Annotated in this window: 25 protein-coding genes; 17 read left to right on the top strand and 8 right to left on the bottom strand. The window is 65.0% G+C overall.

Features of this window, described 5'->3' with window-relative positions; translation table 11 throughout:
* Position 1: 1 nt before the first annotated feature.
* The 7 genes from IT549_RS07680 to IT549_RS07650 are packed head-to-tail and all read right to left on the bottom strand — an operon-like array spanning position 2 to position 6,111.
* Positions 2 to 757, bottom strand: coding sequence for an enoyl-CoA hydratase family protein (locus IT549_RS07680; protein WP_292971634.1), 756 nt, complete (start codon positions 755 to 757; stop codon positions 2 to 4).
* A gap of 3 nt (positions 758 to 760) precedes the next feature.
* Positions 761 to 1,828 carry a nitronate monooxygenase gene (locus IT549_RS07675; protein WP_292971630.1) on the bottom strand — a complete coding sequence of 356 codons (1,068 nt, stop codon included), beginning with the start codon at positions 1,826 to 1,828 and terminating at the stop codon, positions 761 to 763.
* 3 nt (positions 1,829 to 1,831) lie between these two features.
* Positions 1,832 to 2,740, bottom strand: coding sequence for an enoyl-CoA hydratase (locus IT549_RS07670; protein ID WP_292971627.1), 909 nt, complete (start codon positions 2,738 to 2,740; stop codon positions 1,832 to 1,834).
* Entirely contained in the window at positions 2,737 to 3,531 is a 795-nt protein-coding gene (locus tag IT549_RS07665; RefSeq protein WP_292971625.1) for a ketoacid CoA transferase, read from the bottom strand. The genes IT549_RS07670 and IT549_RS07665 overlap by 4 nt, the downstream gene beginning before the upstream one ends.
* A complete protein-coding gene (locus IT549_RS07660) occupies positions 3,531 to 4,415 on the bottom strand; it encodes a CoA-transferase (protein ID WP_292971623.1) in 885 nt (294 codons plus the stop codon). The genes IT549_RS07665 and IT549_RS07660 overlap by 1 nt, the downstream gene beginning before the upstream one ends.
* Complete coding sequence (locus tag IT549_RS07655; RefSeq protein ID WP_292971621.1) at positions 4,412 to 5,338, bottom strand: VOC family protein; 927 nt, start codon at positions 5,336 to 5,338, stop codon at positions 4,412 to 4,414. Before IT549_RS07655 ends, IT549_RS07660 begins: the two co-directional genes overlap by 4 nt.
* 5 nt (positions 5,339 to 5,343) lie before the next feature.
* A complete protein-coding gene (locus IT549_RS07650; RefSeq protein WP_292971618.1) occupies positions 5,344 to 6,111 on the bottom strand; it encodes an SDR family oxidoreductase in 768 nt (255 codons plus the stop codon).
* Positions 6,112 to 6,293: 182 nt separating this feature from the next.
* On the opposite strand from IT549_RS07650, the gene IT549_RS07645 reads away from it, so the two are divergent.
* From IT549_RS07645 to IT549_RS07585, 13 genes are read left to right on the top strand one after another with little or no spacing between them, the layout of a single operon-like run.
* Entirely contained in the window at positions 6,294 to 7,514 is a 1,221-nt protein-coding gene (locus tag IT549_RS07645) for a flavin-dependent monooxygenase (RefSeq protein ID WP_292971616.1), read from the top strand.
* Positions 7,515 to 7,524: 10 nt separating this feature from the next.
* Positions 7,525 to 8,343 carry an alpha/beta hydrolase gene (locus IT549_RS07640; RefSeq protein ID WP_292971614.1) on the top strand — a complete coding sequence of 273 codons (819 nt, stop codon included), beginning with the start codon at positions 7,525 to 7,527 and terminating at the stop codon, positions 8,341 to 8,343.
* Positions 8,336 to 8,830, top strand: a complete 495-nt coding sequence (locus IT549_RS07635; protein WP_292971611.1) for a flavin reductase family protein — start codon at positions 8,336 to 8,338, stop codon at positions 8,828 to 8,830. The genes IT549_RS07640 and IT549_RS07635 overlap by 8 nt, the downstream gene beginning before the upstream one ends.
* Positions 8,827 to 9,603, top strand: coding sequence for a fumarylacetoacetate hydrolase family protein (locus IT549_RS07630; protein ID WP_292971607.1), 777 nt, complete (start codon positions 8,827 to 8,829; stop codon positions 9,601 to 9,603). Before IT549_RS07635 ends, IT549_RS07630 begins: the two co-directional genes overlap by 4 nt.
* A gap of 10 nt (positions 9,604 to 9,613) precedes the next feature.
* Positions 9,614 to 10,546: an acetaldehyde dehydrogenase (acetylating) gene (locus IT549_RS07625; protein ID WP_292971604.1), complete on the top strand. Its 933-nt coding sequence runs from the start codon at positions 9,614 to 9,616 to the stop codon at positions 10,544 to 10,546.
* Positions 10,543 to 11,586 carry a 4-hydroxy-2-oxovalerate aldolase gene (gene dmpG, locus IT549_RS07620; protein WP_292971601.1) on the top strand — a complete coding sequence of 348 codons (1,044 nt, stop codon included), beginning with the start codon at positions 10,543 to 10,545 and terminating at the stop codon, positions 11,584 to 11,586. The genes IT549_RS07625 and dmpG overlap by 4 nt, the downstream gene beginning before the upstream one ends.
* A 1-nt stretch (position 11,587) precedes the next feature.
* Positions 11,588 to 12,439 carry a TIM barrel protein gene (locus IT549_RS07615; RefSeq protein ID WP_292971598.1) on the top strand — a complete coding sequence of 284 codons (852 nt, stop codon included), beginning with the start codon at positions 11,588 to 11,590 and terminating at the stop codon, positions 12,437 to 12,439.
* Positions 12,432 to 13,892 (top strand): FAD-dependent oxidoreductase, encoded by a 1,461-nt coding sequence (locus tag IT549_RS07610; RefSeq protein WP_292971595.1) that lies wholly within the window; start codon positions 12,432 to 12,434, stop codon positions 13,890 to 13,892. The genes IT549_RS07615 and IT549_RS07610 overlap by 8 nt, the downstream gene beginning before the upstream one ends.
* A 4-nt stretch (positions 13,893 to 13,896) precedes the next feature.
* Positions 13,897 to 15,060, top strand: a complete 1,164-nt coding sequence (locus tag IT549_RS07605) for a sulfotransferase (RefSeq protein WP_292971592.1) — start codon at positions 13,897 to 13,899, stop codon at positions 15,058 to 15,060.
* A 16-nt stretch (positions 15,061 to 15,076) separates the two neighbouring features.
* Positions 15,077 to 15,847, top strand: a complete 771-nt coding sequence (locus IT549_RS07600; RefSeq protein WP_292971589.1) for an SDR family oxidoreductase — start codon at positions 15,077 to 15,079, stop codon at positions 15,845 to 15,847.
* The gene (locus IT549_RS07595; RefSeq protein ID WP_292971586.1) at positions 15,844 to 16,917 is read left to right on the top strand and encodes a DUF1214 domain-containing protein; all 1,074 of its coding nucleotides are present in this window, start codon (positions 15,844 to 15,846) and stop codon (positions 16,915 to 16,917) included. The genes IT549_RS07600 and IT549_RS07595 overlap by 4 nt, the downstream gene beginning before the upstream one ends.
* Positions 16,917 to 17,438, top strand: a complete 522-nt coding sequence (locus IT549_RS07590; RefSeq protein WP_292971584.1) for an SRPBCC domain-containing protein — start codon at positions 16,917 to 16,919, stop codon at positions 17,436 to 17,438. Before IT549_RS07595 ends, IT549_RS07590 begins: the two co-directional genes overlap by 1 nt.
* Entirely contained in the window at positions 17,425 to 17,898 is a 474-nt protein-coding gene (locus tag IT549_RS07585; RefSeq protein WP_292971582.1) for a nuclear transport factor 2 family protein, read from the top strand. Before IT549_RS07590 ends, IT549_RS07585 begins: the two co-directional genes overlap by 14 nt.
* Here the strand turns inward: IT549_RS07585 and IT549_RS07580 are convergent.
* Positions 17,867 to 18,607: an SDR family NAD(P)-dependent oxidoreductase gene (locus IT549_RS07580; protein WP_292971580.1), complete on the bottom strand. Its 741-nt coding sequence runs from the start codon at positions 18,605 to 18,607 to the stop codon at positions 17,867 to 17,869. The genes IT549_RS07585 and IT549_RS07580 overlap by 32 nt on opposite strands.
* Positions 18,608 to 18,725: 118 nt before the next feature.
* Between IT549_RS07580 and IT549_RS07575 the strand changes: the two genes are divergently transcribed.
* The 4 genes from IT549_RS07575 (at position 18,726) to IT549_RS07560 (ending at position 23,143) form a co-directional block, all read left to right on the top strand.
* Positions 18,726 to 20,066, top strand: coding sequence for a DUF1254 domain-containing protein (locus IT549_RS07575; protein WP_292971578.1), 1,341 nt, complete (start codon positions 18,726 to 18,728; stop codon positions 20,064 to 20,066).
* Positions 20,063 to 20,692: a nuclear transport factor 2 family protein gene (locus IT549_RS07570; protein ID WP_292971575.1), complete on the top strand. Its 630-nt coding sequence runs from the start codon at positions 20,063 to 20,065 to the stop codon at positions 20,690 to 20,692. The genes IT549_RS07575 and IT549_RS07570 overlap by 4 nt, the downstream gene beginning before the upstream one ends.
* Positions 20,689 to 22,302: a hypothetical protein gene (locus IT549_RS07565; protein ID WP_292971572.1), complete on the top strand. Its 1,614-nt coding sequence runs from the start codon at positions 20,689 to 20,691 to the stop codon at positions 22,300 to 22,302. The genes IT549_RS07570 and IT549_RS07565 overlap by 4 nt, the downstream gene beginning before the upstream one ends.
* Before the next feature lie 490 nt (positions 22,303 to 22,792).
* Positions 22,793 to 23,143: a hypothetical protein gene (locus tag IT549_RS07560; RefSeq protein ID WP_292971569.1), complete on the top strand. Its 351-nt coding sequence runs from the start codon at positions 22,793 to 22,795 to the stop codon at positions 23,141 to 23,143.
* Positions 23,144 to 23,252 lie beyond the last annotated feature (109 nt).

The raw sequence follows: 23,252 nt of genomic DNA, 5'->3' as shown, positions 1-23,252 counted from the left end.
CTCAGAACTTCGCCGCCTTGCCGGTTTCGACAAAGGCGTCGCGGCTTTTCTGGCTGTCTTCGTGCATGTACATTTCGAGCGTGAAGCCCTGTTCCCAGCGATAGCCGCGATCGACATCGCGCGGCTCCAGCCCGTTGAGCGCTTCCTTGGCGATCACCAGCGCCTTGCGGCTCTTGGAGGCGACCACTGCGCAGAAGGCGCGCGCTTCAGTCACCAGATCGGCGCGCGGCACGACCTTTTCGACCGCGCCAAGGCGATAGGCTTCGGCAGCCGGGATATTGCCCCCGGTGAAGAAGGCGGCACGCACCTTGTGCAGCGGCAGCATCCGCGAAAGGTGGCTGGCCCCACCCATTGCCCCGCGATCGACTTCGGGCAGGCTGAAATAGGCATCGTCAGCGGCAATGATCGTATCGGACGCGCCGCAGATCCCGATCCCGCCGCCGATCACGAACTTGTGCACCGCAACCACCACCGGCACTTCGGCATCGCGGATCGCCTTGAAGGTCAGGTAATTGCCGCGGTTGAGCACGGTGATCCGTTCGGGATGCGCCTGCATCTCCTTGATATCGACCCCGCCGCAAAAGCCGCGCGATTCCTCGGCGGCGCGGATCAGCACGCAATTGACCTCCGGGTTGCTGGCCGCAGCAGTGATCATCGCCGGCAGCGACATCCAGGTCTCGCTGTCGAAGGCGTTGACCGGGGCAACGTCGAAAACGATTTCGGCAATCCGGTCCTTGATCGTGGTCGTGATTGGCATGGGTCAGTTCCCCGCACAGAGCGCCGCGATCCGTGCGCGGGCTTCGGTTTCGATAGATTGGAGGAGGTCGGCGCAGCTCGGCAGATCGGTAAGCCGCCCGGCGACCACGCCAGTGGCCATCAGGCCGTGTTCGGCATCGCCTTCGACCACGGCACGCTGGATCATCATCGGTGCGGCGGCGGCCATCATCGCTTGCGCCAGGGGCATTTCGCCGTGGCTGGTCATGGCCCGGGCAGTGCCCAGCACCTGGCCCCAGCTCATCCCGGTCTGGCGCTTCATTTCCAGCCCGGCCTCGATCGCGCGCAGCCACATCGCCGGCTTGCCCGAACCCTCGATCCGCCTCAGCAGCGGGTTGAGGATCATCCGCTGCGGAATGCCATCAACCTTGGTGCTGACCGCGATATCGCCGGTTCCGGCCCTGACATAGGCCGCCTTGGGTGCGGCGGGCACCGGGCTTTCGGCGGTCATCAGGAAGCGGGTACCCATGGCGATGCCGCAGGCGCCATAGGCCAGCGCGGCGGCAAGGCCCCGCCCATCACCAAAGCCGCCCGCCGCGACTACCGGCACATCGACCGCGTCGAGCACCTGCGGCAGCAGCACAGTGGTTGGCACCGACCCGGTGTGCCCGCCACCTTCGCCGCCCTGGACGGTGACCATTTCGCAGCCCAACTGGACCATCTTTTCCGCATGCTTGACCGCGCCGACGGTGGGGATGCACAGGATCCCCTTGTCGCGAAACGCACCGATCATCTTCGCATCAGGCCCGCGCCCGAAACTGACCGCGCGAACCCGATCGGCATTGACCAGGATCAGTTCGACAATTTCCTGAGCACCCGGCTGGAAGCTGTGGAAATTGACACCGAAATTGTGCGGGGTCATGTCCTTCAGCCGGGCAATCGCCTCGCCCAGTTCAGCCGGCTTCATCACCGCCCCGGCCAGAAAACCGAAAGCCCCGGCATTGCTGCTCGCCGCGACCAGTTCAGGAGTCGCGATCCAACCCATTGCCGTCTGGATCACCGGCAGGCGGCAACCCAGGCGCCTGGTCAGCGCGGTGGCAAGCGGATCGGCCAACTCTCAGCCCTCGCCCGATTGCTTCTTGTTCGCCGCCGCAGCCGACTTGCCCGAAACCCCGGCAATCGAATTGCCGTACATCAGATCGTTCTGGGCATGGGCGAAGTGGTGCATGTGGAACACCGCATCCATCGCCTGGCGCTTGCCGCGCAGTTCCTCGACATGGTTGATCGCCTGCTTCGACAGCCAGTTGCCCAGCCGCGGCGCCCCGGCCAGCTTGGCCGCCCAGGCCGCTGCCGCTTCACGCAGTTCCTCGCGCGGGACCACCTTGTTGACCATGCCGAACTGATAGGCCCGCGCCGCCGGCATCCGTTCGCCCAGCAGCAGGAATTCCTTGGCCACGCGCGGCGGCAATTCATAGGCGTGGGCGAAGTATTCGACCCCCGGAATCCCCATCATCGGGCTGACCGGATCCTGGAAGAAGGCATCCTCGCTCGCCACGATCAGGTCGCAGACCCAGGCCAGCATCAGCCCGCCGGCAATGCAGGCGCCCTGGACCATCGCGATCGTCGGCTTGGGAATGTCGCGCCAGCGCCGGCACATGCCCAGGTACTGTTCCTGCTCACGGGTATAGAGCAGCTCGGCGTGCGGCTTGTTGGTGTGCGGGGCCAGCATCAGCCGCTTGTCGAATTCAGTGTGCAGGTCGCGTCCCGGCGTGCCGATATCGTGCCCGGCGGAAAAGTGCTTGCCCTCGCCCGCCAGCACAATCGCGCCGACGCTTTCATCCTCGACCGCGCGCTTGAAGCAATCGTCCAGCGCATAGGTCATCTGCCCGTTCTGGGCATTGTTGAAGCCCGGGCGGTTCATCGTGATCCAGGCCACGCCATCGATCACTTCGTAGAGCACCGGATCGGCGGTTTCGTATTCGGGCGTTGCCGCCTGCGGTTCGACGAGTTCGCGTCCCTTGGTCATGCTGCGGCCTTCCGGGCTGGAGGATTGTCCTTGATCACCGAATTGCGGATGCCATGCGGATCGAGGCTGGCGATGATCGCCAGTTCCTCAGGCCCAGGCAGCGCGGTTTCACCGGTCACGGCGTCGATCAGCGCAAAGCCGGTGGCTTCCTGCACTTCGGCAAAGGTCACACCGGGATGAAGCGAAATCACGCGAACCGCATTGTCCGGCCCGCCAAAGTCCATCACGCACAGGTTGGTGACGATCCGGCGCAGGTCCACCGCCGAATAGTTTCCGCCCGGCACGCGCTTGGCCGGGTTGTAACCGACGCCCGAGACCATATCGACCTCGCCCGGCACAAACACCCGGGCCGTGTGGCTGGGGAAGAAGAAGCTGTTCGGGTGGTAGATCGTGTTCCCCGGAAAGCCCCGCACGCCCAGCATCTGGGTCTTGGGCTGCTGGTGGGTGCCGCCCAGCTGCGACAGGTTGATCTGGCCGAACCGGTCGATCTGGGTGGGCGTAACCATCGCATGGCGGCGCCCGGTCCAGACTGCGGCATCGAAGAAGCGGCTGAACGGCAGGTAGCCAGCTTTCTTGCGATCGTCATAGCCGCGCGGACCCAGCGGCACCGGCTGTTCGACCAGATAGCATTCGCCATCGGTCATCATCAGTTCGGGCGTGTGGGTCAGCTTGGCCAGGCTGGCCGCCAGCCGCGGCACCGGGCCAACGCCGGTTGCCACCACTTCGCCATTGCCGCGGAATGCTTCGCTGCAGGCGAAGACGCAGAGTTCTGCCAGGGTTACGTCGCTCATCAGAATATCGGCAAAGGCAAAGCCTTCACCGCCTCCAGGCCGCCATTCGCAGCCACATAGGTTGCCTCGTCGGACCCGACAAAGCGGTCCGCTACTGCGCTCCAGTCACCCGGATCCTTGGCTGCATCGCTGTAGGCCTTGAAGGCCTTCATGTCCCAGCCATAGTGCGGGGGCATCGAGCTGGGATGCGCGCCGCCGGGGATCTCGGTCACGCCCGAAATGAACGCGCGCTCGACAATGTTCGCCTGCGCGTCTTCGGGATAGTGGTCTTCCATCCGGTCGACCAGTTCCTCGCAAGAGACGTAGGTCTTGGCGGCGGCGCGGGCGAACCATTCGTCATAATAGACGTCCGGCCCGAAGACCTGGACATTGCCGCGCCAGTCGCTGCGGTTGAAGTGGAGCAGCGCGGCATCAAGCTTGAGCGCCGGCATCGCGATCAGCACTTCACCATCGGCATAGGGCGACTGCACGGTCTTGAGCCCGCCGAGTTCGGCCAGGTCGGTGCCCAACCCGACGCGGGTCGGCAGGAACGGCAGGCCAAAGCTGGCCGCCTTGAGGCCCCATTGGAACATACCCTCGTCGAGTTCGAGCACATCGATCTGCCCGGCCTCGCGCGCCTTGCGGAACCACGGCTCGAGCGGGATCGCGTCGAGCGAGACGAAAGCGAAGACCAGCTTCTTCACCTTCCCCGCCGCGCAGAGCATGCCAACATCCGCGCCGCCATAGGCGACCACCGTCAGGTCCTTGAGATCGCTGCGCAGGATCTCGCGGACCAGCGCCATCGGCTTGCGCCGCGGGCCCCAGCCGCCGATCCCCAGCGTCATGCCGTCGCTGAGCTGCGCGACGATCTCCGCCGCGCTCATCCGTTTGTCGAGACCACTCATTCTGCTGCTTGCGCCTCTTTCATTGCCTTCTGCCAGGCCCATTCGTGGCCCCAGATCGAAATCCCGATATGCTTGGTCACTTCCCAGCTGGCCGGATCGATCACCAGGCTGTCGCAGCCGATCTCAAGATCGAAGCCGCCCGGCGTCTGGACATAGAAGCCGACGGTTTCATCGTTGAAATGCTGGCCCAGCGTGGCGCTTTCGGGATAGCCCAGCGCCTTCATCCGGTCGTGCGCCTTGCCGACCTCGACCAGGTCGGGCAGCTCCAGCATGATATGAACCGCGCCCGAGGGCGGGACCGGGCCTTCGCCCAGCGCGATCGAGTGGTGGCGGCCGTTGTCGGCGTGCATGAAGGCAAAGCCCATGCCCGGATCCTCGGCCCCGCCGCCGCCGAAGTAGAAGCGCGGCATGTCGGTTTCGCGGAAGCCCACCACATCGCGGTAGAAGCTGACGCATTCGTCGAAGTTGGGAACCGAGAAGACCGCGTGGCCCATTCCCATATCACCGGTGATGAAGCGATCGATCCCCAGCGGCGAGACGAACGGCTGGGCCGCAATGCTATCGCCGTGATAGAATTCCAGGCCATTGCCGGCCGGGTCGCTGGTGGTGAAGAAGGCGCTGACCCCGCGTAGCGCGGCCTGATCGGCGCTGCCCTGCTCAACCGGGCGGCCCGCAGCGGCAACGGCGCCGGCCAAGGCATCCAGCGCGGCGGCATCGGCCACTTCGTATCCGGCGGCGGTGAAGTGATCCTTCGCGCCCTGCCAGATCCGGAACCGGAACGGGCGCTGGTCGATCCGGAACTGCATAGCCCCGTCGGCCGCATCGGGCGCGCGCATCACCCCTGCCAGTTGGGTGAGGAAATGATCCCACCGTTCGGGCTGGGTGGTCTCGACAACCACATAGCCTAGCGCCTTGATCCCCATGACGGTCAGTTCCCCTTTACCAGGTCGAGAAAATACGGGCGCTCTCCGCCCCCATCGACATTGATCCGTGCCCCGCTGACCCAGCTCGCAAGATCCGAGCAGAGCCACAGCACCGCGCCCGCCAGGTCTTCCCCGGTGCCCATGCGCTGCAGCGGCATCGACTTGCCGACCGCGTCCTGCGCGGCCTGGTCGCCATAGGTGGCTTCGGCATTCTCGGTCTGCATCAGCCCGGCGATGATCGCGTTGACGCGGATGCCGTGCGGCCCCCACTCCTGCGCCAGGCTTTGCGTCAGGTTGAGCAGCCCGGCCTTGGCCGCGCCATAGGCGGCAGTGCCGGGCGAAGGCCGGATTGCCGAAACCGAGGCAATGTTGATCACCGACCCGCCGCCCGCCGCCAGCATGTGCGGATAGGCCGCCTGCGCCATGTACATCGGCGCCTGCAGGTTGAGCTTGAGGATCGAATCGAAAAATCGCGGGCTGGCCGTGGCCGCTTCGGCGGCAGGCGAACCGCCGGCGTTGTTGACCACGATGTCGAGCCGCCCGAAGCGTTCAACCGTCGCATCGACCAGTCCCTTGGCCGCATCGCGATCGCGAATGTCGGCGGCCAGGAATTCGACTCCGGCAGGAAGATCATCAGGGGCATTGCGTCCGCAGACCATCACCTTTGCCCCGACATCGGCCAGCGCGGCGGCGATGGCGCGCCCCAGCCCGCGCGTGCCGCCAGTGACGATCGCCGCCTTACCCGCTAGATCAATGGCAATGGTACCTGACAAGGTGCCGCTCTCCCCGATCCTTCGCCAACAGCAGGAATTGCTGTCCGGAGGATTCGAAAACCGCCATATCGAAAGCCAGAATGCTTTTCAATTGACGATTTGCGTATCGCATGGCAGGAATTTTTACGAATGCTTGGCCTGAAGGCCTTGCCTGAGTCGAAAATCCGGGAGAAACAGCAATCATGGCCAGCGCAGCCCAATCGAGCCCCGCTTCCGCCGCCATCCCCAGCCCCGAAGAGCTTGTCGAGCGCGCCCGCGCGATGATTCCGGTGCTCAGGGAGCGTGCGAGAAAGTGCGTCACCGATCGTGATGTATCGGCCCAGACCGTCGCCGAAATGAAGGCTGCCGGGTTCTTCAAGATCCTCCAGCCCAAGCGCTGGGGCGGCTATGAAATGCACCCCAACGTGTTCTTCGATGTGCAGAAGGCGCTGGCCGAAGGCTGCATGTCAACCGGGTGGATGTACGGCGTGCTGGGTTGCCACCCCTATGAAATGGCGCTGTTCCACAACCAGGCCCAGGAAGAGGTCTGGGGCAGCGACGAGGATATGCTGGTTTCCTCGACCTATCAGCCGGTCGGGCAGGTCAAGACGGTCGAAGGCGGCTTCCGCCTGTCAGGCCACTGGGGCTTTTCGACCGGTTCGGTCCACTGCGGCTGGGTGCTGCTGGGCGCGCTGGTGTGGCCGAATGACGAACCCGGCTCGGGTGCGCCGGATATGCGGACCTTCCTGCTGCCGCGCAGCGACTATACGATCGATACCGAAGCCTGGCAGACCTTCGGACTGCAGGGCACCGGCAGCCATGATATCCATGTGAACGACGTGTTCGTGCCGGACTATCGCACCCACCGCGCGATCGACGGGTTCCTGTGCCAGAACCCCGGCCAGGCCGAAAACACCGGTCCGCTGTATACCCTGCCGTGGGCGCAGGTCTTCACCCGCTCGGTCTCGACCGCAGCCTTCGGCGGCGCGCGCGCGGCGGTCAATGCCGCGCTCAAGATCGCCGAGAACCGGGTATCGACCAACACCGGCAAGGCATCGAAAAGCGATCCGCACCTCCAGTCGGCAATTGCCAGGGCGCATGCCCAGATCCTCGAGATGGAAGCCACTCTGCGGCTCAGCATGGATGACCTGATGGGCTACGCCAATCGCGGCGAGGCGATCCCGATGGAGAAGCGCGCGCTCTATACCTACAATTCGTCAAACGTGGTCCGCCGTCTGGCCGATCTGGTGGACGATATCATGCAACTGCTGGGTGGCCGCGCGATCTATATGCACAGCGAGATCATCCAGCCCTGGCTCGATCTCAACGCCGGCCGCGCGCATGTCGCCAACGATCCGGGTAACCGCTATGGCGATGTGGTCGGCAGCCTGTTTGGCGAACCGCCGACGTTCACATTCCTCTGAGAGATTGCGCATGGCAGAACTGAAGCGGGCGACCTACCGGGTCAGCGGCGACTACGAAATCCACCTGGCCGAAGCGGGTCAGGGTCCGGCGGTGGTGTTCATCCACGGCAGCGGCCCGGGCGCATCGGGCGCTTCGAACTTCCGCCAGAACATCGACGCCTTCGTCGATGCCGGCTTCCGGGTGATCCTGCCCGACATGATTGGCTATGGCGCCAGTTCCAAGCCCGAAGGCGTGGACTATCCGCTGCAGCTGTTCACCGACACGCTCTATGAAGCGCTGATCGCGCACGGGATCGAACGCGCGCATCTGGTCGGCAATTCGCTGGGCGGCGGGGTCGCGATCCAGATGACGCTCGACCATCCCGAATTCGCCGAAAAGCTGCTGCTGATGGCGCCAGGCTGCGTGGCCGAGCAGGCCAGCTATTTCACCATGCCGGGCATTTCGAAGATGGTTTCGAACTTCGGCGGGCCCGATTTCAACCTGGACGAACAGCGCCGGCTGGTCAGCAATCTGGTCCACCCCGATTTCGCCAGCAAGATTCCCGATCAACTGGTCGCCGAACGCTTTGCCGTGGCCCGCACCCAGCCCAAGGACGTGCTGGTGCGGATGAAGACCCCCAACCTGGGGCTGCGGCTGGGCGAACTCGACAAGCCGATCATGGTGATGTGGGGCCTCAACGACGAATTCTGCCCGGAAAGCCACGCACGGCTGTTCCTCGATGCCTGCAGCGATGTGCGCTGCATGACCTTTGGCCGCACCGGGCACTGGGTCCAAGTCGAGCGCGCGGCCGAATTCAACGCCTATGGCGTGGACTTCCTGCGTGGCTGAGGGCTACCCGCTGGTTCCCGAGGAACTGCCCGCCCAGTTCAAGGCCGCCATGCGCCGGCTGGCAGCATCGGTATCGGTCGTGGTGGCACAGGGAGACAACGGCCCGGTCGGCATGGCCGCCACCTCGATCACCTCGCTCACCGTCGATCCGCCCGCCGTGCTGGTCTGTGTCAACCGCGCGACCTCGATCCACGCCTCGCTCAACCCAACGGCCCCGCTTTCGGTCAACCTGCTCTCGCGCCACCAGGCCGACGTTTCGGCAGCCTTTGGCGGCGGGATGCCGCATGATGAGCGCTTCGGCGTGGGCGAATGGCAGATCGGCAAGGACGGCCTGCCCAGGCTGCAGGGCGCGCAGGCGAACCTTAGCTGCGTGATCGATACCATGATCGCCTATGGCACCCATTCGATCGTGATCGCCCGGGTTCTGGAAGCATCGGTCAGCGATGAGGTTGCCCCGCTGATCTACCAGGACGGAGGCTATCTGTGAGCCTGAACGATCAGCTGGCCGAAGAGCTCTATCGCTGTTTGCGCGAACGCCGCACGGTGTCGCCGCTGAGCGCCCGCCATCCCGAACTGACCATCGAGGACGCCTATGCAATCAGCCTGGGTCTGCTCGAACGGCGGCTGGGCGATGGCGAGACAGTGGTCGGCAAGAAGATCGGCGCTACCAGCAAGGCGGTGCAGGACATGCTGGGGATTTCGCAGCCAGACTTCGGCCTGCTGACCGACTGGATGCAGTGCGGCGAGGACGTGGATATCGCGGCCAAGGCCCTGATCCAGCCGCGCGCCGAAGCAGAGATCGCCTTCATCCTCAAGGATGGCCTGGGCGGCCCCGGGGTGACCGCTGCCGATGTGATCAAGGCGACCGAGGCGATCGTGCCCTGCTTCGAGATTGTCGACAGCCGGATCCACGACTGGAAGATCGGGATCGTCGATACGATCGCCGACAATGCCAGCTGCGGCGTCTTCGTGCTGGGCGATACCCGCGCCGATCCGCGCGCGCATGACCTGCCCGGCCTGCACGTGACCGTCACCAAGAACGGCGCCCCGCTGTCTGAAGGCTATGGCAGCGCGGTCCAGGGCGATCCGGCGCAGGCGGTTGCCTGGCTGGCCAACACATTGGGCGCGCATGGCGTCACGCTTAACGCCGGAGACATCATTCTCTCCGGCAGTCTGGTCCCGCTGGAACCGGCGGCGAAGGGCGATCTGTTTGAAATGACCCTGCACGGTGTGGGCAGCTGCACCGCGCGGTTCGTCTGAAGGAAGCACAATGGCACGCGTAAAGGCCGCGATCATCGGTTCGGGCAATATCGGCACCGACCTGATGATCAAGATGATCAAGTATCCCCAGAACATGGAACTGGCCATTGTGGTCGGCATCGACGAGAACTCGGAAGGCCTCGCGATGGCGCGCGAGCGCGGGATCGCGACGACCCATGAAGGGCTGGAAGGCCTGCGCAAGCACCCGCTCTACACGGACATCGGCATCGCCTTCGATGCGACCAGCGCTTATGCTCACAAGGTCCACGACGAGGCGCTGCGCGCCGACGGGATTCAGGTGGTCGATCTGACCCCGGCCGCGATCGGACCCTTCACCGTGCCGCCGGTCAACATGAGCCAGCACCTTGACCAGCCCAACGTCAACATGGTGACCTGCGGCGGGCAGGCGACGATCCCGATGGTGGCAGCCGTTGCCCGGGTATCGGACAAGGTCCACTATGCCGAGATCGTTGCCTCGGTCTCCTCACGCTCGGCCGGGCCCGGCACCCGCGCCAACATCGACGAATTCACCCGCACCACCGCCCGCGCGATCGAAGTGGTCGGCGGAGCCACCAAGGGCAAGGCGATCATCATCCTCAACCCGGCCGAACCACCGATGATCATGCGCGATACGGTGTTCACGCTGTCCGAAGGCGGCAGCGAAGATGCGATCCGACGTTCGGTGGCTGACATGGTGGCCGAAGTGCAGAAATACGTCCCCGGCTACCGGCTCAAGCAGGAAGTCCAGTTCGAGCGCTATGGCGACAACAACAAGCTGAAGATCCCCGGCATGGGCGATTTCACCGGGATCAAGTCTATGATCATGCTCGAGGTCGAAGGCGCGGGCGATTACCTCCCACCCTACTCCGGCAATCTCGACATCATGACCGCCGCGGCCAAGGCCACCGGTGAACTCCTCGCCGCGCGGAGGATGGGGGCATGAGCAAGTTCAACGTCGAAGCGGGCGACAAGCTCTACATCCAGGACGTCACCCTGCGCGATGGCATGCATGCGGTGCGCCACATGTACGGGATCGACCACGTCAAGGCGATCGCCGCAGCGATCGAAGCCTCGGGCGTCGATGCGATCGAAGTGGCGCATGGCGACGGGCTGTCCGGCGCCAGCTTCAACTATGGCTTTGGCGCGCATACCGACTGGGAATGGCTGGAAGCGGTGGCCGAAGTGCTCGACAAATGCGTGCTGACCACGCTGATCCTGCCGGGCCTGGGCACGGTCGAGGAACTGAGGCGCGCTTACGACATCGGCGTCCGCTCGGTCCGGGTGGCGACACACTGCACCGAAGCCGACGTTTCGAAGCAGCACATCGGCATCGCCCGCGATCTGGGCATGGACGTGTCGGGCTTCCTGATGATGAGCCACATGATCGAGCCCGATCTGCTCGCCCAGCAGGCGCTGCTGATGGAAGGCTATGGCGCGCACTGCGTCTATGTGACCGACTCTGGCGGCGCGCTCGACATGGACGGGGTGCGCGCGCGGTTTGAAGCCTATGACCGCGCGCTGAAGCCCGAAACCCAGCGCGGCATGCATGCGCACCACAACCTTTCGCTCGGCGTCGCCAACTCGATCGTCGCGGCGCAGTGCGGCGCGGTGCGGATCGACGCCAGCCTGACCGGCATGGGCGCAGGTGCGGGCAATGCGCCGCTCGAAGTGTTCGTCGCCGCAGCCGAGCGCAAGGGTTGGAACCACGGCTGCGATGTCGGTCTGCTGATGGATGCCGCCGAAGATCTGGTCAGGCCGCTCCAGGACCGCCCGGTGCGGGTTGACCGCGAAACGCTGAGCCTGGGCTATGCCGGGGTCTATTCCAGCTTCCTGCGCCACGCCGAAAAGGCCAGCGAGACCTATGGCATCGACACGCGCGAGATCCTGCTCGAACTGGGCCGTCGCAAGATGGTCGGCGGGCAGGAAGACATGATCGTCGACGTGGCGCTCGATATGCTGAAGGCAAAGAAGCAGGCCACATAGCATGACCGCCCCCCGCTCCCTGTCGCTCGATCATCTGACGGTCGTCGATACGACACCGGCGATGCTGGTCGAAACGGCTGGCCAGGCGGGCTTCTCGGGGGTCTGTATGTTTCTGGAATCGATGGCCGTGCTGCCCGATATGCCGGCCTATTCGCTGCATGACGATGTTCCCGCCAGAAAGGCTACCCGGGATGCCTTGCGCAGCAGCGGCCTCACGCTAGATCTGGTCTATCCTTTCACGCTCGCGGGCCGAACGACCGTTACCGATCTGGAACCCGCGCTGGAGATCGCGGCCTGGCTTGGTGGCAGCCGGGCGAACGTACTGGTCTATGACGCGGATCCGGTCCGCCGGGCCGACAATCTGTGCCGCCTGGCCGAACTGGCCGAAAACTATGCGATCGAACTGGCGCTGGAATTCTATCCTGCTTCACGGGTCCGCACGCTGGATGAGGCGGCTGCACTGCTCGATCAGATCCAGCGCAGCGATATCGGCCTGACGCTCGACCTCCTCCACCTGATGCGGTCTGGCGCAGCGGCTGAAATGCCGAACCCCAGAGTGAGCATCGCGCAGCTTTGCGACGGTCCGGCCGCGATTGCCCCTGACCGGCTTGAATGGGAAGCAAGCCACGAGCGCCAATTGCCGGGACTGGGTGAATTCGACATTGCCGCCTTCGTCGCATCACTTGCGCCGGACTGCCCGATCAGCCTTGAAATACCGAGGCAATCCGCGCTGCGTGCGGGACTGTCACCGCTCGAGCGGGCAAGCCAAGCCTATCAAGCGGCGCGCCAGGCGCTGGACATGCATTCGCAAGCCGGAATGACCAAACTGAAGGATCTCCAGACAAATGCCTGAAGTCTCGCTGCACCGCCCCTACCCCGCCAGCGAAGTTTCCAGCTGGCACTTCGAATGCGATGTCGCGGTAATCGGTTTCGGTGCGACCGGAGCCTGCGCGGCGATCGAAGCGGCCGATGCCGGCGCGAAAGTGCTGCTATTCGAACGCAATTCGGGCAGCGGTGGAGCTTCGGGCCTGTCGGGCGGCGAGATCTACATCGGCGGCGGAGGCGGCACCGATGCGCAGCGCGCCGCCGGGTTCGAGGATTCGACCGAGGATTTCACGGCCTATCTCAAGCTGGCCGGTGGCCCCTGCGCCGACGAGGCCAAGTGCGAACTTTATGGCCGTGAGGCTCTCAATCACTTCGCCTGGCTGAAAGGTCAGGGCGTGCCCTATCGCGGCAATTACCTGCCCGGCAAGCACATCGAGCCAACCGATGACAGCACGCTGATCTGGTCGGGCAGCGAGGCCGCCGCGCCGTTCTGCGACAAGGCCAAGCCAGCCCCACGCGGTCACGTGATCCAGCACATGGGCTGGGGTGGCGGGAGGCCGCTGGTCGATGTGCTTGAAGCAAGCGCGCGGGCCAAGGGCGTCGAGGTGGTGACTGATGCCCGCGCCGTGGCGCTGGTGGCCGATGGCGCGCAGATCGTTGGCGCGGTGGTGCGGATCGACAACCAGAACCGCTTTGTGAAGGCCAGCAAAGGCGTGGTGCTGGCAACCGGCGGCTTCGTCTTCAACGATGACATGCGCCGCAAGTACTGCCCCGAGACGTTCAAGCTGAACGACCCGATTGGCGACAAGGACGATGGCAGCGGGATCCTGCTGGGCCTGGGGGCGGGCGGCGAGGCGGTGCACATGGAACAGTTCTTCACCACCTGTCCGTGGACCATGCCCGAAAGCCACGCCAAGGGTGTGTTCGTCAACGTCCAGGGCCAGCGCTTCATCAACGAGGATTGCTATCACGGCCGGGTCAGCCGCTGCGCGGTCGATCAAGGGGGAGGCAAGGTTTACGTGCTGCTCGACAATGCGCACTTCGTCCAGCCGATGGACTTCGCGCGGATGAGCATCGCGGGCACCGGCGAGACCTGGGAAGAGGTCGAGGCCGAGCTGGAGATGCAGCCCGGCACGCTGGCGCACACGATGAATTTCTACAACGCGCACGCCCGTGAGGGGCGCGATCCGCTGTTCGACAAACGCGCACCGATCCTGACCCCGCTTGACCAAGGGCCGTTCGTCGCGCTCGAGCTCAATTTCGAGAGCAGCTATTTCAGCTTCTTCACGCTGGGCGGTCTGCGCACCAGCGCCCGGGGCGAAGTGCTGGGCCGCGATGGCGCACCGGTGGCCGGACTCTTTGCCGCCGGGCGCTGCACTTCGGGCCTGCCGGCCTGGGGGCATGGCTATTCCTCAGGCCTCAGCCTTGCCGACTGCACCTTCTTTGGGCGGCAGGCCGGTCGGACCGCGGCGCAGGGATAGGGCGATGACCAGCCAGCTCGACCCCAAGGCGCTGATGCAACAGGCTTGCGATGACACCGGCGTGTCCGACTATGGCGACCGCTGGTTCGAAGCACCGCTCGCCCGGCTGGTCGAAGAGGTCAACCGCGACGCCGGGCTGGTCTCACCCGCAAGCAGCGCAGGGGTGCGGATCTCGAGCGCGCTGGCTGACCGGCTCAAGCTGGTCCAGTATTTCAAGGACCATCCCGAGGCAGCCGATGAAAAGGTCGACCTGGCCTGCGCGATCATCGGCCTGCCGCGTACCGGATCGACCATGGTCCACCGCCTGCTGGGCGCCGTACCGGGCCTGACCGCGCTGTGGTGGTGGGAAACCGCCTTCCCGCTGCCCTTCCCCGGCGAAGTCCCAGACAATCCCGCGCCGCGCCAACAGGCTGCGCAGCAGATGGTCGATTGGCTGCTGAACGAATGGCCCGACTTCGAATCGATCGATCCGATGGATGCCATGGCGATCAACGAGGAGGTGGTGCTGCTCGACCGCACCTTCCTCTCGACCACCTACGATTCGATGATGCCGATCCATGACTATGGCTATTGGCAGGCCGAGCAGGACCACGAACCGGCGATCCGTGACCTCTATCGGTTCATGCAGGCGATCCAGCACCAGCGCGCGGGCCGCGGCGAGCCGCGGCGACCGTGGGTGTTCAAGACTCCGCACTATGTGCTGGGCGCGCTGGGCGGGCTGCTCAAGGTCTGGCCGGACGTGAAGCTGGTAATGACCCACCGCCATGTCGGCGAAGTGCTGCCCAGCTATTGCTCGATGTGCGCCTCGCTCAGCGTGGGCAGCTCGGCCACCTACCGCAAGGAACTGGAAGGCGCGCACTGGAGCAAGCGGTTCCGTGACGGGCTCGAACGGCTCGAGGTAATCCGCGCCACTCTGCCGCCCGGCCAGGTGATCGACGTGCGCTATGAAGAGACCGTGCGCGATCCGGTGGGCACCGGCGAACGGCTGCTATCGGCACTCGGCCTGCCGGTCGATACGGCCAACCGCGCCGCGCTCGAGCAATGCGTGGCTGACAATGCCCGCGAGGCCCGTCCGCGCCACAAGTACAGCGCCGCCGATTTCGGCCTGACTGCTGACGGCATCACCGAACAGTTCGCCTTCTATCACCAACGCTATCTGACAGATTGAACGAGGAACGGCTTCCATGATCCTGAAAGACAAGGTTGTCATCATAACCGGCGCTGGTCCGGGCATGGGCCAGGCGATGTGCCGTGGCGCTGCTGCGGAAGGCGCGAAGGTGGTGGTCTCAGCCCGCTCGGTCGATGCGATCGAGCGGCTGGCGGCAGAGATCAATGCCGCCGGGGGCGAGGCGATTGCCGTGCCCTGCGACGTTGCCAGCGACGAGCAGTGCCAGGCGCTGGCCGCAGCCGCGATCGCCAAATGGGGGCGGATCGACGGCATGGTGCACTCGGCCTACTACCACCCGGACTGGGCCTCGATCCTCGATCACCCAATCGAGCAGGTCACCCGCGCGCTTGACGTCATCGCGGTCGGCGGGCTGCGCATGGCCAAGGCGGTGGTGCCGCAGATGAAGGCGCAAGGGTCTGGCTCGATCGTCAACATCACCACGCTCGCCACGCGCAAGCCGATGCCCGGCGAAGGCGGCTATGCCATGGCCAAGGCGGCGGTGAACCAGCTGTCGCGGCAACTGGCGGTGGAGCTGACCGGCACCGGCATCCGCGTCAACACCGCGCTGATGGGCTGGATGGACGGCGTGCCGCTCGACCAGTTTTTCGCCTCGCAAGGCGAAGCCGGAGCGGCATTTCGCAAGCAGCGCGCCAGCGAAATCCCGGTCGGCCACATCCCGCCCGACAAGGACTGCGCCAAGGCAGTCTATTTCCTGCTCTCGGACTATGCCAGCGAGGTCAACGGGGCGATGCTTGACGTCAACGGCGGTGACTGGGTGCCGGCGTGAGCGATCCGGCCCAGGCCTGGAAAGACTATTGCGCGGCGCTGGAACGGGCCGGCGAGGTTATCCTTGCTCCCGATGTGCCCGCCGATCTGCTGACCCGCGCCGAAGGCTTTCGCTATCTGTCACGCCTCTCCAAACTGGCGTTGGAGCAATATGTCGAGGCGAGCGATCCCGACTTTCCGTTCTTCTACCAGCTGAGCCACGCAACCGGGAAGATCGGCGCCGACAATCCCGACAACGAATACTGGAACGCCTCGATCCGGGGGACCAGCGACTACCGGATCACCGGCAAGCGCGGATCGATGTTCTATTTCTCGATCGTCGCCAATGCCATGCGCTATCACATCGACGGCAGCGCCCATGCCACCGGATCGCTGATGGATGGCGAGATCGAATGGGGTCCCGACGGCGAGGTGGAGATCATCGCCTCATGCCAACCGCAACCCGGCAAGAACTGGCTGCGGCTGGAACCCGATGCCAGCGTGATCGTGCTGCGCCAGTCGGCGCTCGACCGCTCCACCGAGCGCGGCGGAGAATTCCGGATCGAGCGGATCGGCGGACCGGCCACTCCTGCCCCGCTCAGCCCCGAACGCCTGTCGCAAGGCCTGGCCGCAGCGGGCCAGTTCGTGAACGGCGTCGCCGCCACCTTTGCCGACTGGACCCGGCTGTTCCGCGCTTCGCCCAACCAGTTCGCAGCGATCGACCAGGCGATGTTCCAGAAGGGCGGCGGGGCCAAGGACATCTACTACGCCCATGCCTACTGGCAACTCGCTCCCGATGAGGCCTGGCTGATCGAGGTGACCCCGCCCGAGTGCTATTACTGGAATTTCCAGCTCGACAACTGGTGGATGGAAAGCCTCGACTACCGCTTCCAGCAGATCACCGTGAACAAGCATTCGGCCCGTTACGAAGCGGACGGTTCGGTGCGGATCGTCTGCGCGGCGCGCGATCCGGGCTGCGGCAACTGGATCGACACCTGCGGCCACGGCGAAGGCACCGCACTGCTGCGTTGGGCTGGAGCAAGCGAACACCCCCTGCCGCGCGCGCGGGTGGTCAAACTGGAGGAGCTGTAATGCTGGACTGGATGAAAGCGGCCAGGAGCCATCTCGACGATCCGGTGATGGGGCTGAACCCCGATGCGATCACCCGGTCCGAAACGATCGAGATCGCCGCGCCCGCAAAAGTGGTGTGGGATGTGCTGACCGACCTGCCGCGCTACAACGAATGGAACCCGTTCTGCATCCGCGCGGTCTCGACGCTGAAGATCGGCGATCCGATCGAGATGACGCTGATCAACTATGCCACCGCCGGCGGGCCGACCGTACCGAACCTTGAATACATCAGCGCGTTCGATCCGGAGAAGCTGCTCAGCTGGGATTTTCCCAACCTCGACTTCTGGCCCTACCCCGCGCGGCGCGACCAGGTGATCGAGGCGACCGGGCCGGAATCTTGCCGCTACTATTCGACCGACGCCTTCCTGGGCGCCAACGGCATCCACGTCCACCGCTTTGCCGGGCCGTGGGTCAAGCGCGCCTTTGACGATAGCGCACTGGCGCTGAAAGCCCGGGCCGAGGCGTTACATGCCGCCGTTTGAGGCGCGGCTGCAGGCGCTGGAAGACCGCGAGGCGATCCGCGAGCTGATCGCGCAGTACGGCCCGCTGGCCGACAGCGGCAATGCCGAAGGAGTGGCGGCCTTGTTCGCAGAGGATGGCGTCTATGCCATCGCCGGGTTTGGCGAAGCGAATGGCCGCGCCGCAATCGCCGCGCTGATCACCGGTGCGAACCACCAGCAACTAATGGCGGATGGCTGCGCGCATGTGCTTGGCCCGGTCGCGGTGGAACTTGACGGAGACACAGCGGTTGCCCGTGGGCATTCGCTGGTTCTGCGTTGGACCGGCGCGGCCTTCGAAGTGCACCGCGTTGCCGCCAATCGCTGGGAGCTCAAACGCAAGCTGGACAGATGGCTGGCCACCCGCCGCGACAATGCGCTGCTGCAAGGCGATGCCGCAGCGCGGGCCTTGCTCAGCCCGCCAGCTGTCCCCCATCGATCGTAAACAGCGATCCGGTGATCTTGCGGGCCCTGTCGCTGGCCAGGAAGACGAACAGTTCGGCCACGTCTTCGGGATCGCAGGAACCGTCGGGCAGCTTGGGCGCGTTGCGCATCACTAGCGCCCAATCGACATCACCCGGCGGCGGCGGGGCGTTGCCCATCGGCGTCTTGACGTGGCCAGGGCAGATCGCATTGATCCGCACGCCCTTGGCGGCCCATTCGATCGCCAGCCCCTTGGTGATCGCCGCCACGCCATGCTTCGACGCGGAATAGGCGATCGTATAGGCAATCCCCTGCAGCGCGGCAGTGGAGGCCGTGTTGACCACGCAGCCACCGCTCTTCGCCAGATGCGGATAGGCCGCCTGACAGATCGCGAAAACGCTGGAGGTGTTGACCTTCAGGATCCGGTCGAAGTCTTCCATGCTGAAGTCCTCGCTCGGCCCCCATTTGAGCATGCCCGAGATGTTGCAGACCGCATCGAGCCCGTCCTGCGCCGCCGCCTCGACCAGCGCCCGGCATGAGGCATAGTCGGTCGCATCGAACGGCTGGATCCGTGGGGCCACGGCCATCATGGCCGCGGTCTCTTCCAGCCCCGCCGCATTGACGTCGCCAATCGTGACCAGCGCCCCTTCGGCGGCAAAGCGGATCGCGGTCGCCCGGCCGATCCCCGAGGCAGCGCCGGTGACCAGTGCGCGTTTTCCCTGAAGCTGCATAACGATCTCCCGATTGCGTAAGATATTTCCGTCATTTCTACGCGAACACCCGTTGCAGCACAATCCGGAATTGGATATCGTTTTCTCCAACCAAAACGATTTACGCGATTGGAGGGAGATGCTGCTTCTTGCCCTTGCCGCTGCTGCGGCCCTGCCCGATCCGGCCCAATGCCAGGCCGCCGCCAACGATCCCGAAGTTGCGCTGGCGCAGAGCGTCGGACTTCAAGGCTTCATCTACGGCTATCCGATAGTCGACATGAGCCGCCAGCGCTTCAACGAAACGCATCGCACCAGCCCAGACCAGCCGGTTGCCGCGCCGGTCAACACGATCGCGGTCTATCCGCACCTGCTGACCCCCAGCACCCAGGGTCAGCTGCGCGCACCCAATTCGGACACGCTGTACCTCAACGCCTGGATCGACCTGGCGCGCGGGCCGGTACTGATCGAGGTGCCCGCGATGGGTCAGCGGTATTACACGCTGGCCTTCATGGACTTTTACTCGGCGCCGCATCACCTTGGCACGCGCAGCAATGGCGGCAAGGCCATGCGCTATGCGCTGGTCGGTCCATCTGGCGGCGAAGTACCGCCGGGCTACGAGGTATTCCGCCTGCCCACCGACACCGCCTGGATGCTCGGCCGGGTGCTGGTCGACGGGCCGCAGGACGAGGCGAAGGCCCAGGAGCTGGCCCGCGCCATCGTGATGAAGGGCGCACCGGGCGAGCCGGTCAGCCAGGCCGCACCCCTGCAGCCGATGGACAGCCTCGCCTACTTCAGCGTGCTCAACCAGGCGCTCAAGACGCTGCCGCGCCAGCCGGGCGAGGAGGCGCTGATGGCGCTGTTCGATCGCGCCGGCTTCGGCCCCTCGGCCAGTTTCGATCCGGCCAAGCTGGGCGAGAAGCAGGCGCTGGGGCTGGGCTGCGCGGTGCGGATCGGGCCGCAGGTGCTGGCCAAGTCGGCGTTCAAGCCCAGCTTCACCAAAACCGGCTGGCTGCAGACCCGCGACCTCAGCAACCCCGGCAACGACTACCTGTTGCGGGCCGAAGTGGTGCGCGGCGGCTATGTCAACGCGCGCGAGGAATCGGTCTATCCCGCCGCGGTGATGGACAGCCAGCACCGCCCGCTGACCGGCACATCAAGCTATCGCATCCACTTCTCCAAGGGCCAGCTGCCGCCGGTTGATGCCTTCTGGTCGCTCACCCCCTATGCCGCGCCGGGGATGCAGCTGACCGAGAACGCCCTGCGCCGCTATTCGATCGGCAGCCGCACCAAGGGACTGAAATTCGCCCCCGACGGCTCGCTGACGCTGACCCTTTCGGCCACCCGTCCGCGCGAAGGTGTGGCGAACTGGTTGCCGATCCCGGCCGGAGCGTTCACCCTGGTCGCCCGGCTCTATCTCCCCCGCCCCGAAGTGCTTGACGGTCGCTATGACCTGCCTCCGGTCGAAAGGATCGAACGATGACCGATACCGCCCTGCTCGCCCGGATCGACCGGCTCGAATCGCTCGACGCGATCCGCCAGCTGCCGGCCAAATACGCGCTGGCGCTCGACATGCGCGACATGGAGGCGATGGTCTCGCTGTTCCCGGCCGACGTCCGCGTCGGCAAGGATGCCAGCGGTCGGCAGGCGCTACGGGCCTATATGGACCGGACCCTGCGCAGCCCTTTCACCGGCACCAGCCACCACATCGGCGGGCACGTGATCGAATTCGACGATCCTGACCATGCCCACGGGATCGTCTATTCCAAGAACGAGCATGAGACTGGCGACGAATGGGTCATCATGCAGATGATGTATTCCGACGACTATGTCCGCCAGGACGGGCGCTGGTACTTCGCTCGGCGGCTGCCGCTCTACTGGTATGCGACCGACCTCAACAAGCCGCCGATCGGTGACAACAAGATGCGCTGGCCGGGGACCGACTGGGCCGAGGGCAACTTCCACAAGCTGTTCCCCAGCTTCGCCGAATTCTGGGCCCGCGAGGGTGACAGCGGCGCACCCGTTGCAGAACCGGCCCCGCTTGAGCAATTCCTCGCCACCATGCGCCGGGGTGCCGCCGCACCCAGGGTCAAGGTCCGCGCGGATTGAGCGCCGATCTGCCCGGAGCGCCCCGGCCCACACGGCGGCGTAACAAGCTTGGCTGCGGCTGCCTGATCGCCCCGCTGGTGCTGGCGCTGTTCGGCGGTACGATCGGGTGGAAGTACCTCAACTGCGAACTGACCGAAGCCGTGCCGATCCCCGGCGCCCTGCCGACCACGGTGACCCTCGCCGCCGATTTCAGCCCGGCGCCGGTCCCGGGCACGGCGGAGGAACATCCGTTCCTGGCGGCAGCTGCCAATGGCACCATGCACGGCGGTGGCTGGCAGTCCGACACCCACCCCGCCGCCGGCCCGTTCGGCACCAATCTGGAGGTCCGCAGCCGCAAATCGGGCAACGGCATGCCGCGCCAGTGCTCGACCTTCGTCTATCGCTCCGACGGCAAGCCGGTGATGATGTGCGGCGGGCTGACCGGCTTCCGGATGGTCCTGCTCGATCCCGACAGCCTTGAATCTCTGGCGCACTACGACCTGCCGATGCGGCCCTCCTCGTTCCAGGCGATGATCAAGCGCGACATGGCGATCATGATGAACGACAGCTCGGGCGGCGCCTACATGTTCCTCGACCGGCAGGACCGGCTGGTCTTCGCTGACAGTCGCCAGGTGGTGCAGCGGCTGGTCGCGAAGCAGGACGGTGCCCAGTGGAGCTGGCAGGTCGAGAAGGAATGGGACCTCAAGCCCTATGTCCCGCACGACTGCATGAACTGGGACAATCCCCTCGCCAGCGGCGAATGCGACATGGTCACCACCGTCATGCCTGATCACCAGGGCCGCTACTGGTGGACCACCCGCTATGGCCGGCTGGGCACGCTCGATCCGCAAAGCGGCGCGGTGGCGCAGATCCGCCTGCCGGGCGAGGAGATCCAGAACGCGCTGGCGATGGACAAGGACGCCATCTACGTCCTCAGCGATCACGCCCAGTACGCCTTCCGTGCCGGGCAGGATGGCAAGCCGCTGCTGCTGTGGCGCACCCCCTATGATCGAGGAACGGGCCGCAAGGTCGGCTCGATCAATCAGGGCAGCGGCACCACTCCCACCTTGCTGGGCGAAAAGTGGATCACCTTTGCCGACAATGCCGATGGGCGGATCCGGATCGTGGTGCTGCGCCGCAAGGATGGCAGCCAGGTCTGCGCGGTGCCGGTGTTTGCCAACGGTGCCAGCGCGACCGACAATTCGATGATCGGCTGGGGCAATTCGATCCTGCTCGAAAACAACGCCGGCTTCACCAGCGCGCACCAGCAGACCGACTGGAACGCGGTAACCGGCGGCGTGGTCCGCGTCGATGTCCGCCCGGACGAAAGCGGCTGCGACGAGGTCTGGACCTCGCCGCTGCGTGCTCCGTCGGTGGTGGGCAAGCTCTCGGCCGGGAACGGGGTCGCCTATTACTACAGCTACACCGTGGGCAAGGACGCCAAGGGGCAGCAGGTGCCCGACTGGGCGCTGGTCGGGCTCGATTTCAGGACCGGACGCGAAGTGCTGCGCATTCCCACCGGGCGCGGCAAGGCCTGGGACAACAACTGGGCCTCGCTCTCGATCGCGCCCGATGGCACGCTCTACGGCGGGACGACCACCGGGGTCTGGCAGGTGCGGGTGAAGCGGTAGCGCCGCTCACAGCCTCCCCCGTGGGGGAGGTGGCAGCGCCCTTCGGCTTGCGGCTTAGCAGCCGCGCTCAGGATAAACTGCGCCTTCGGCGCAGCGCTGACGGAGGGGACTCGCCCCACCCGCCACGGCGCCAGGACGAGAGTCCCCACCACCACCCTGCGGGCGGTCCCCCTCCCCGTGCCGGGGAGGATTTCCCGAGTCGCGGGGGTTTAGTTGATAAAGTGCATCCCCGTGTCGTGCTTTGCATATGCATTTGCATAGGCGAGGCGCGGCAGGTGCCGGGTTCACGGTTTCAAAGAGCCGACGCGAATGTAGCAGGTGGGGGCGGTGTAGGAAAATGCGCGGGTACAGACTTAATTTCTGAGGTAGCGAACTATCTTGTTGAGCATAGGTCAGGATGCAGGAAATAACTGTCTACCAATCTATGTAACACCCATCGGCGAATCGGATTGAATGTTCGACATGTGATTGAGGGACGGAGCTCGGGCATATGGGTAATGCCGAAGGATCAATGTCTGAAGAGAAACGCGGAGAAGAAGCCGACCGCTTCGATTGCATTTTGGCAGCGCCACGATCTTTTCATTTGTTCGTCCAAGGCACCGACGACGAATGGGCACCAACGCTCGAGGAGCTAAATGCTGGAACATACGATCCTCTCAAGTTGAAACGGGTTTCATTCTACGTCGATGTCGGACTTCCGCATGGCAACCCGATGGCCTTCGGATTTGACGGTTCAATGATCATTCCACGCAATCCACATCTGAGAAACGCAGACGATGCCGTTGACGAGTTCAATCGAGTCGTTGCGGCGTTCCTCATTGGCGGTGACGTGCTCCCCTGATTGTTACCATTCAGAGGGAGAGTCTGGCTCTTTCATGATGGTTGTTTGATGGGATGGCAACGTGTCTGGGGGTATGCCCCCAGACACGTTGGCCGGCGATCTCGGCGGG

It is taken from the genome of Novosphingobium sp., assembly GCF_020852455.1.
Taxonomy (GTDB): Bacteria; Pseudomonadota; Alphaproteobacteria; order Sphingomonadales; family Sphingomonadaceae; genus Novosphingobium.
This window is presented reverse-complemented; position numbering and strand designations above follow the sequence as displayed.

Bases quoted from the DNA above. Each gene is read 5' to 3' on its own strand.
- dmpG (WP_292971601.1), top strand. From the start codon at position 10,543: ATGAGCAAGTTCAACGTCGAAGCGGGCGACAAGCTCTACATCCAGGAC.
- IT549_RS07570 (WP_292971575.1), top strand. From the start codon at position 20,063: ATGACCGATACCGCCCTGCTCGCCCGGATCGACCGGCTCGAATCGCTC.
- IT549_RS07560 (WP_292971569.1), top strand. From the start codon at position 22,793: ATGGGTAATGCCGAAGGATCAATGTCTGAAGAGAAACGCGGAGAAGAA.
- IT549_RS07605 (WP_292971592.1), top strand. From the start codon at position 13,897: ATGACCAGCCAGCTCGACCCCAAGGCGCTGATGCAACAGGCTTGCGAT.
- IT549_RS07575 (WP_292971578.1), top strand. From the start codon at position 18,726: ATGCTGCTTCTTGCCCTTGCCGCTGCTGCGGCCCTGCCCGATCCGGCC.
- IT549_RS07580 (WP_292971580.1), bottom strand. From the start codon at position 18,607: ATGCAGCTTCAGGGAAAACGCGCACTGGTCACCGGCGCTGCCTCGGGG.
- IT549_RS07660 (WP_292971623.1), bottom strand. From the start codon at position 4,415: ATGAGTGGTCTCGACAAACGGATGAGCGCGGCGGAGATCGTCGCGCAG.
- IT549_RS07585 (WP_292971582.1), top strand. From the start codon at position 17,425: ATGCCGCCGTTTGAGGCGCGGCTGCAGGCGCTGGAAGACCGCGAGGCG.
- IT549_RS07645 (WP_292971616.1), top strand. From the start codon at position 6,294: ATGGCCAGCGCAGCCCAATCGAGCCCCGCTTCCGCCGCCATCCCCAGC.
- IT549_RS07590 (WP_292971584.1), top strand. From the start codon at position 16,917: ATGCTGGACTGGATGAAAGCGGCCAGGAGCCATCTCGACGATCCGGTG.
- IT549_RS07665 (WP_292971625.1), bottom strand. From the start codon at position 3,531: ATGAGCGACGTAACCCTGGCAGAACTCTGCGTCTTCGCCTGCAGCGAA.
- IT549_RS07680 (WP_292971634.1), bottom strand. From the start codon at position 757: ATGCCAATCACGACCACGATCAAGGACCGGATTGCCGAAATCGTTTTC.
- IT549_RS07625 (WP_292971604.1), top strand. From the start codon at position 9,614: ATGGCACGCGTAAAGGCCGCGATCATCGGTTCGGGCAATATCGGCACC.
- IT549_RS07600 (WP_292971589.1), top strand. From the start codon at position 15,077: ATGATCCTGAAAGACAAGGTTGTCATCATAACCGGCGCTGGTCCGGGC.
- IT549_RS07655 (WP_292971621.1), bottom strand. From the start codon at position 5,338: ATGGGGATCAAGGCGCTAGGCTATGTGGTTGTCGAGACCACCCAGCCC.
- IT549_RS07640 (WP_292971614.1), top strand. From the start codon at position 7,525: ATGGCAGAACTGAAGCGGGCGACCTACCGGGTCAGCGGCGACTACGAA.
- IT549_RS07670 (WP_292971627.1), bottom strand. From the start codon at position 2,740: ATGACCAAGGGACGCGAACTCGTCGAACCGCAGGCGGCAACGCCCGAA.
- IT549_RS07610 (WP_292971595.1), top strand. From the start codon at position 12,432: ATGCCTGAAGTCTCGCTGCACCGCCCCTACCCCGCCAGCGAAGTTTCC.
- IT549_RS07615 (WP_292971598.1), top strand. From the start codon at position 11,588: ATGACCGCCCCCCGCTCCCTGTCGCTCGATCATCTGACGGTCGTCGAT.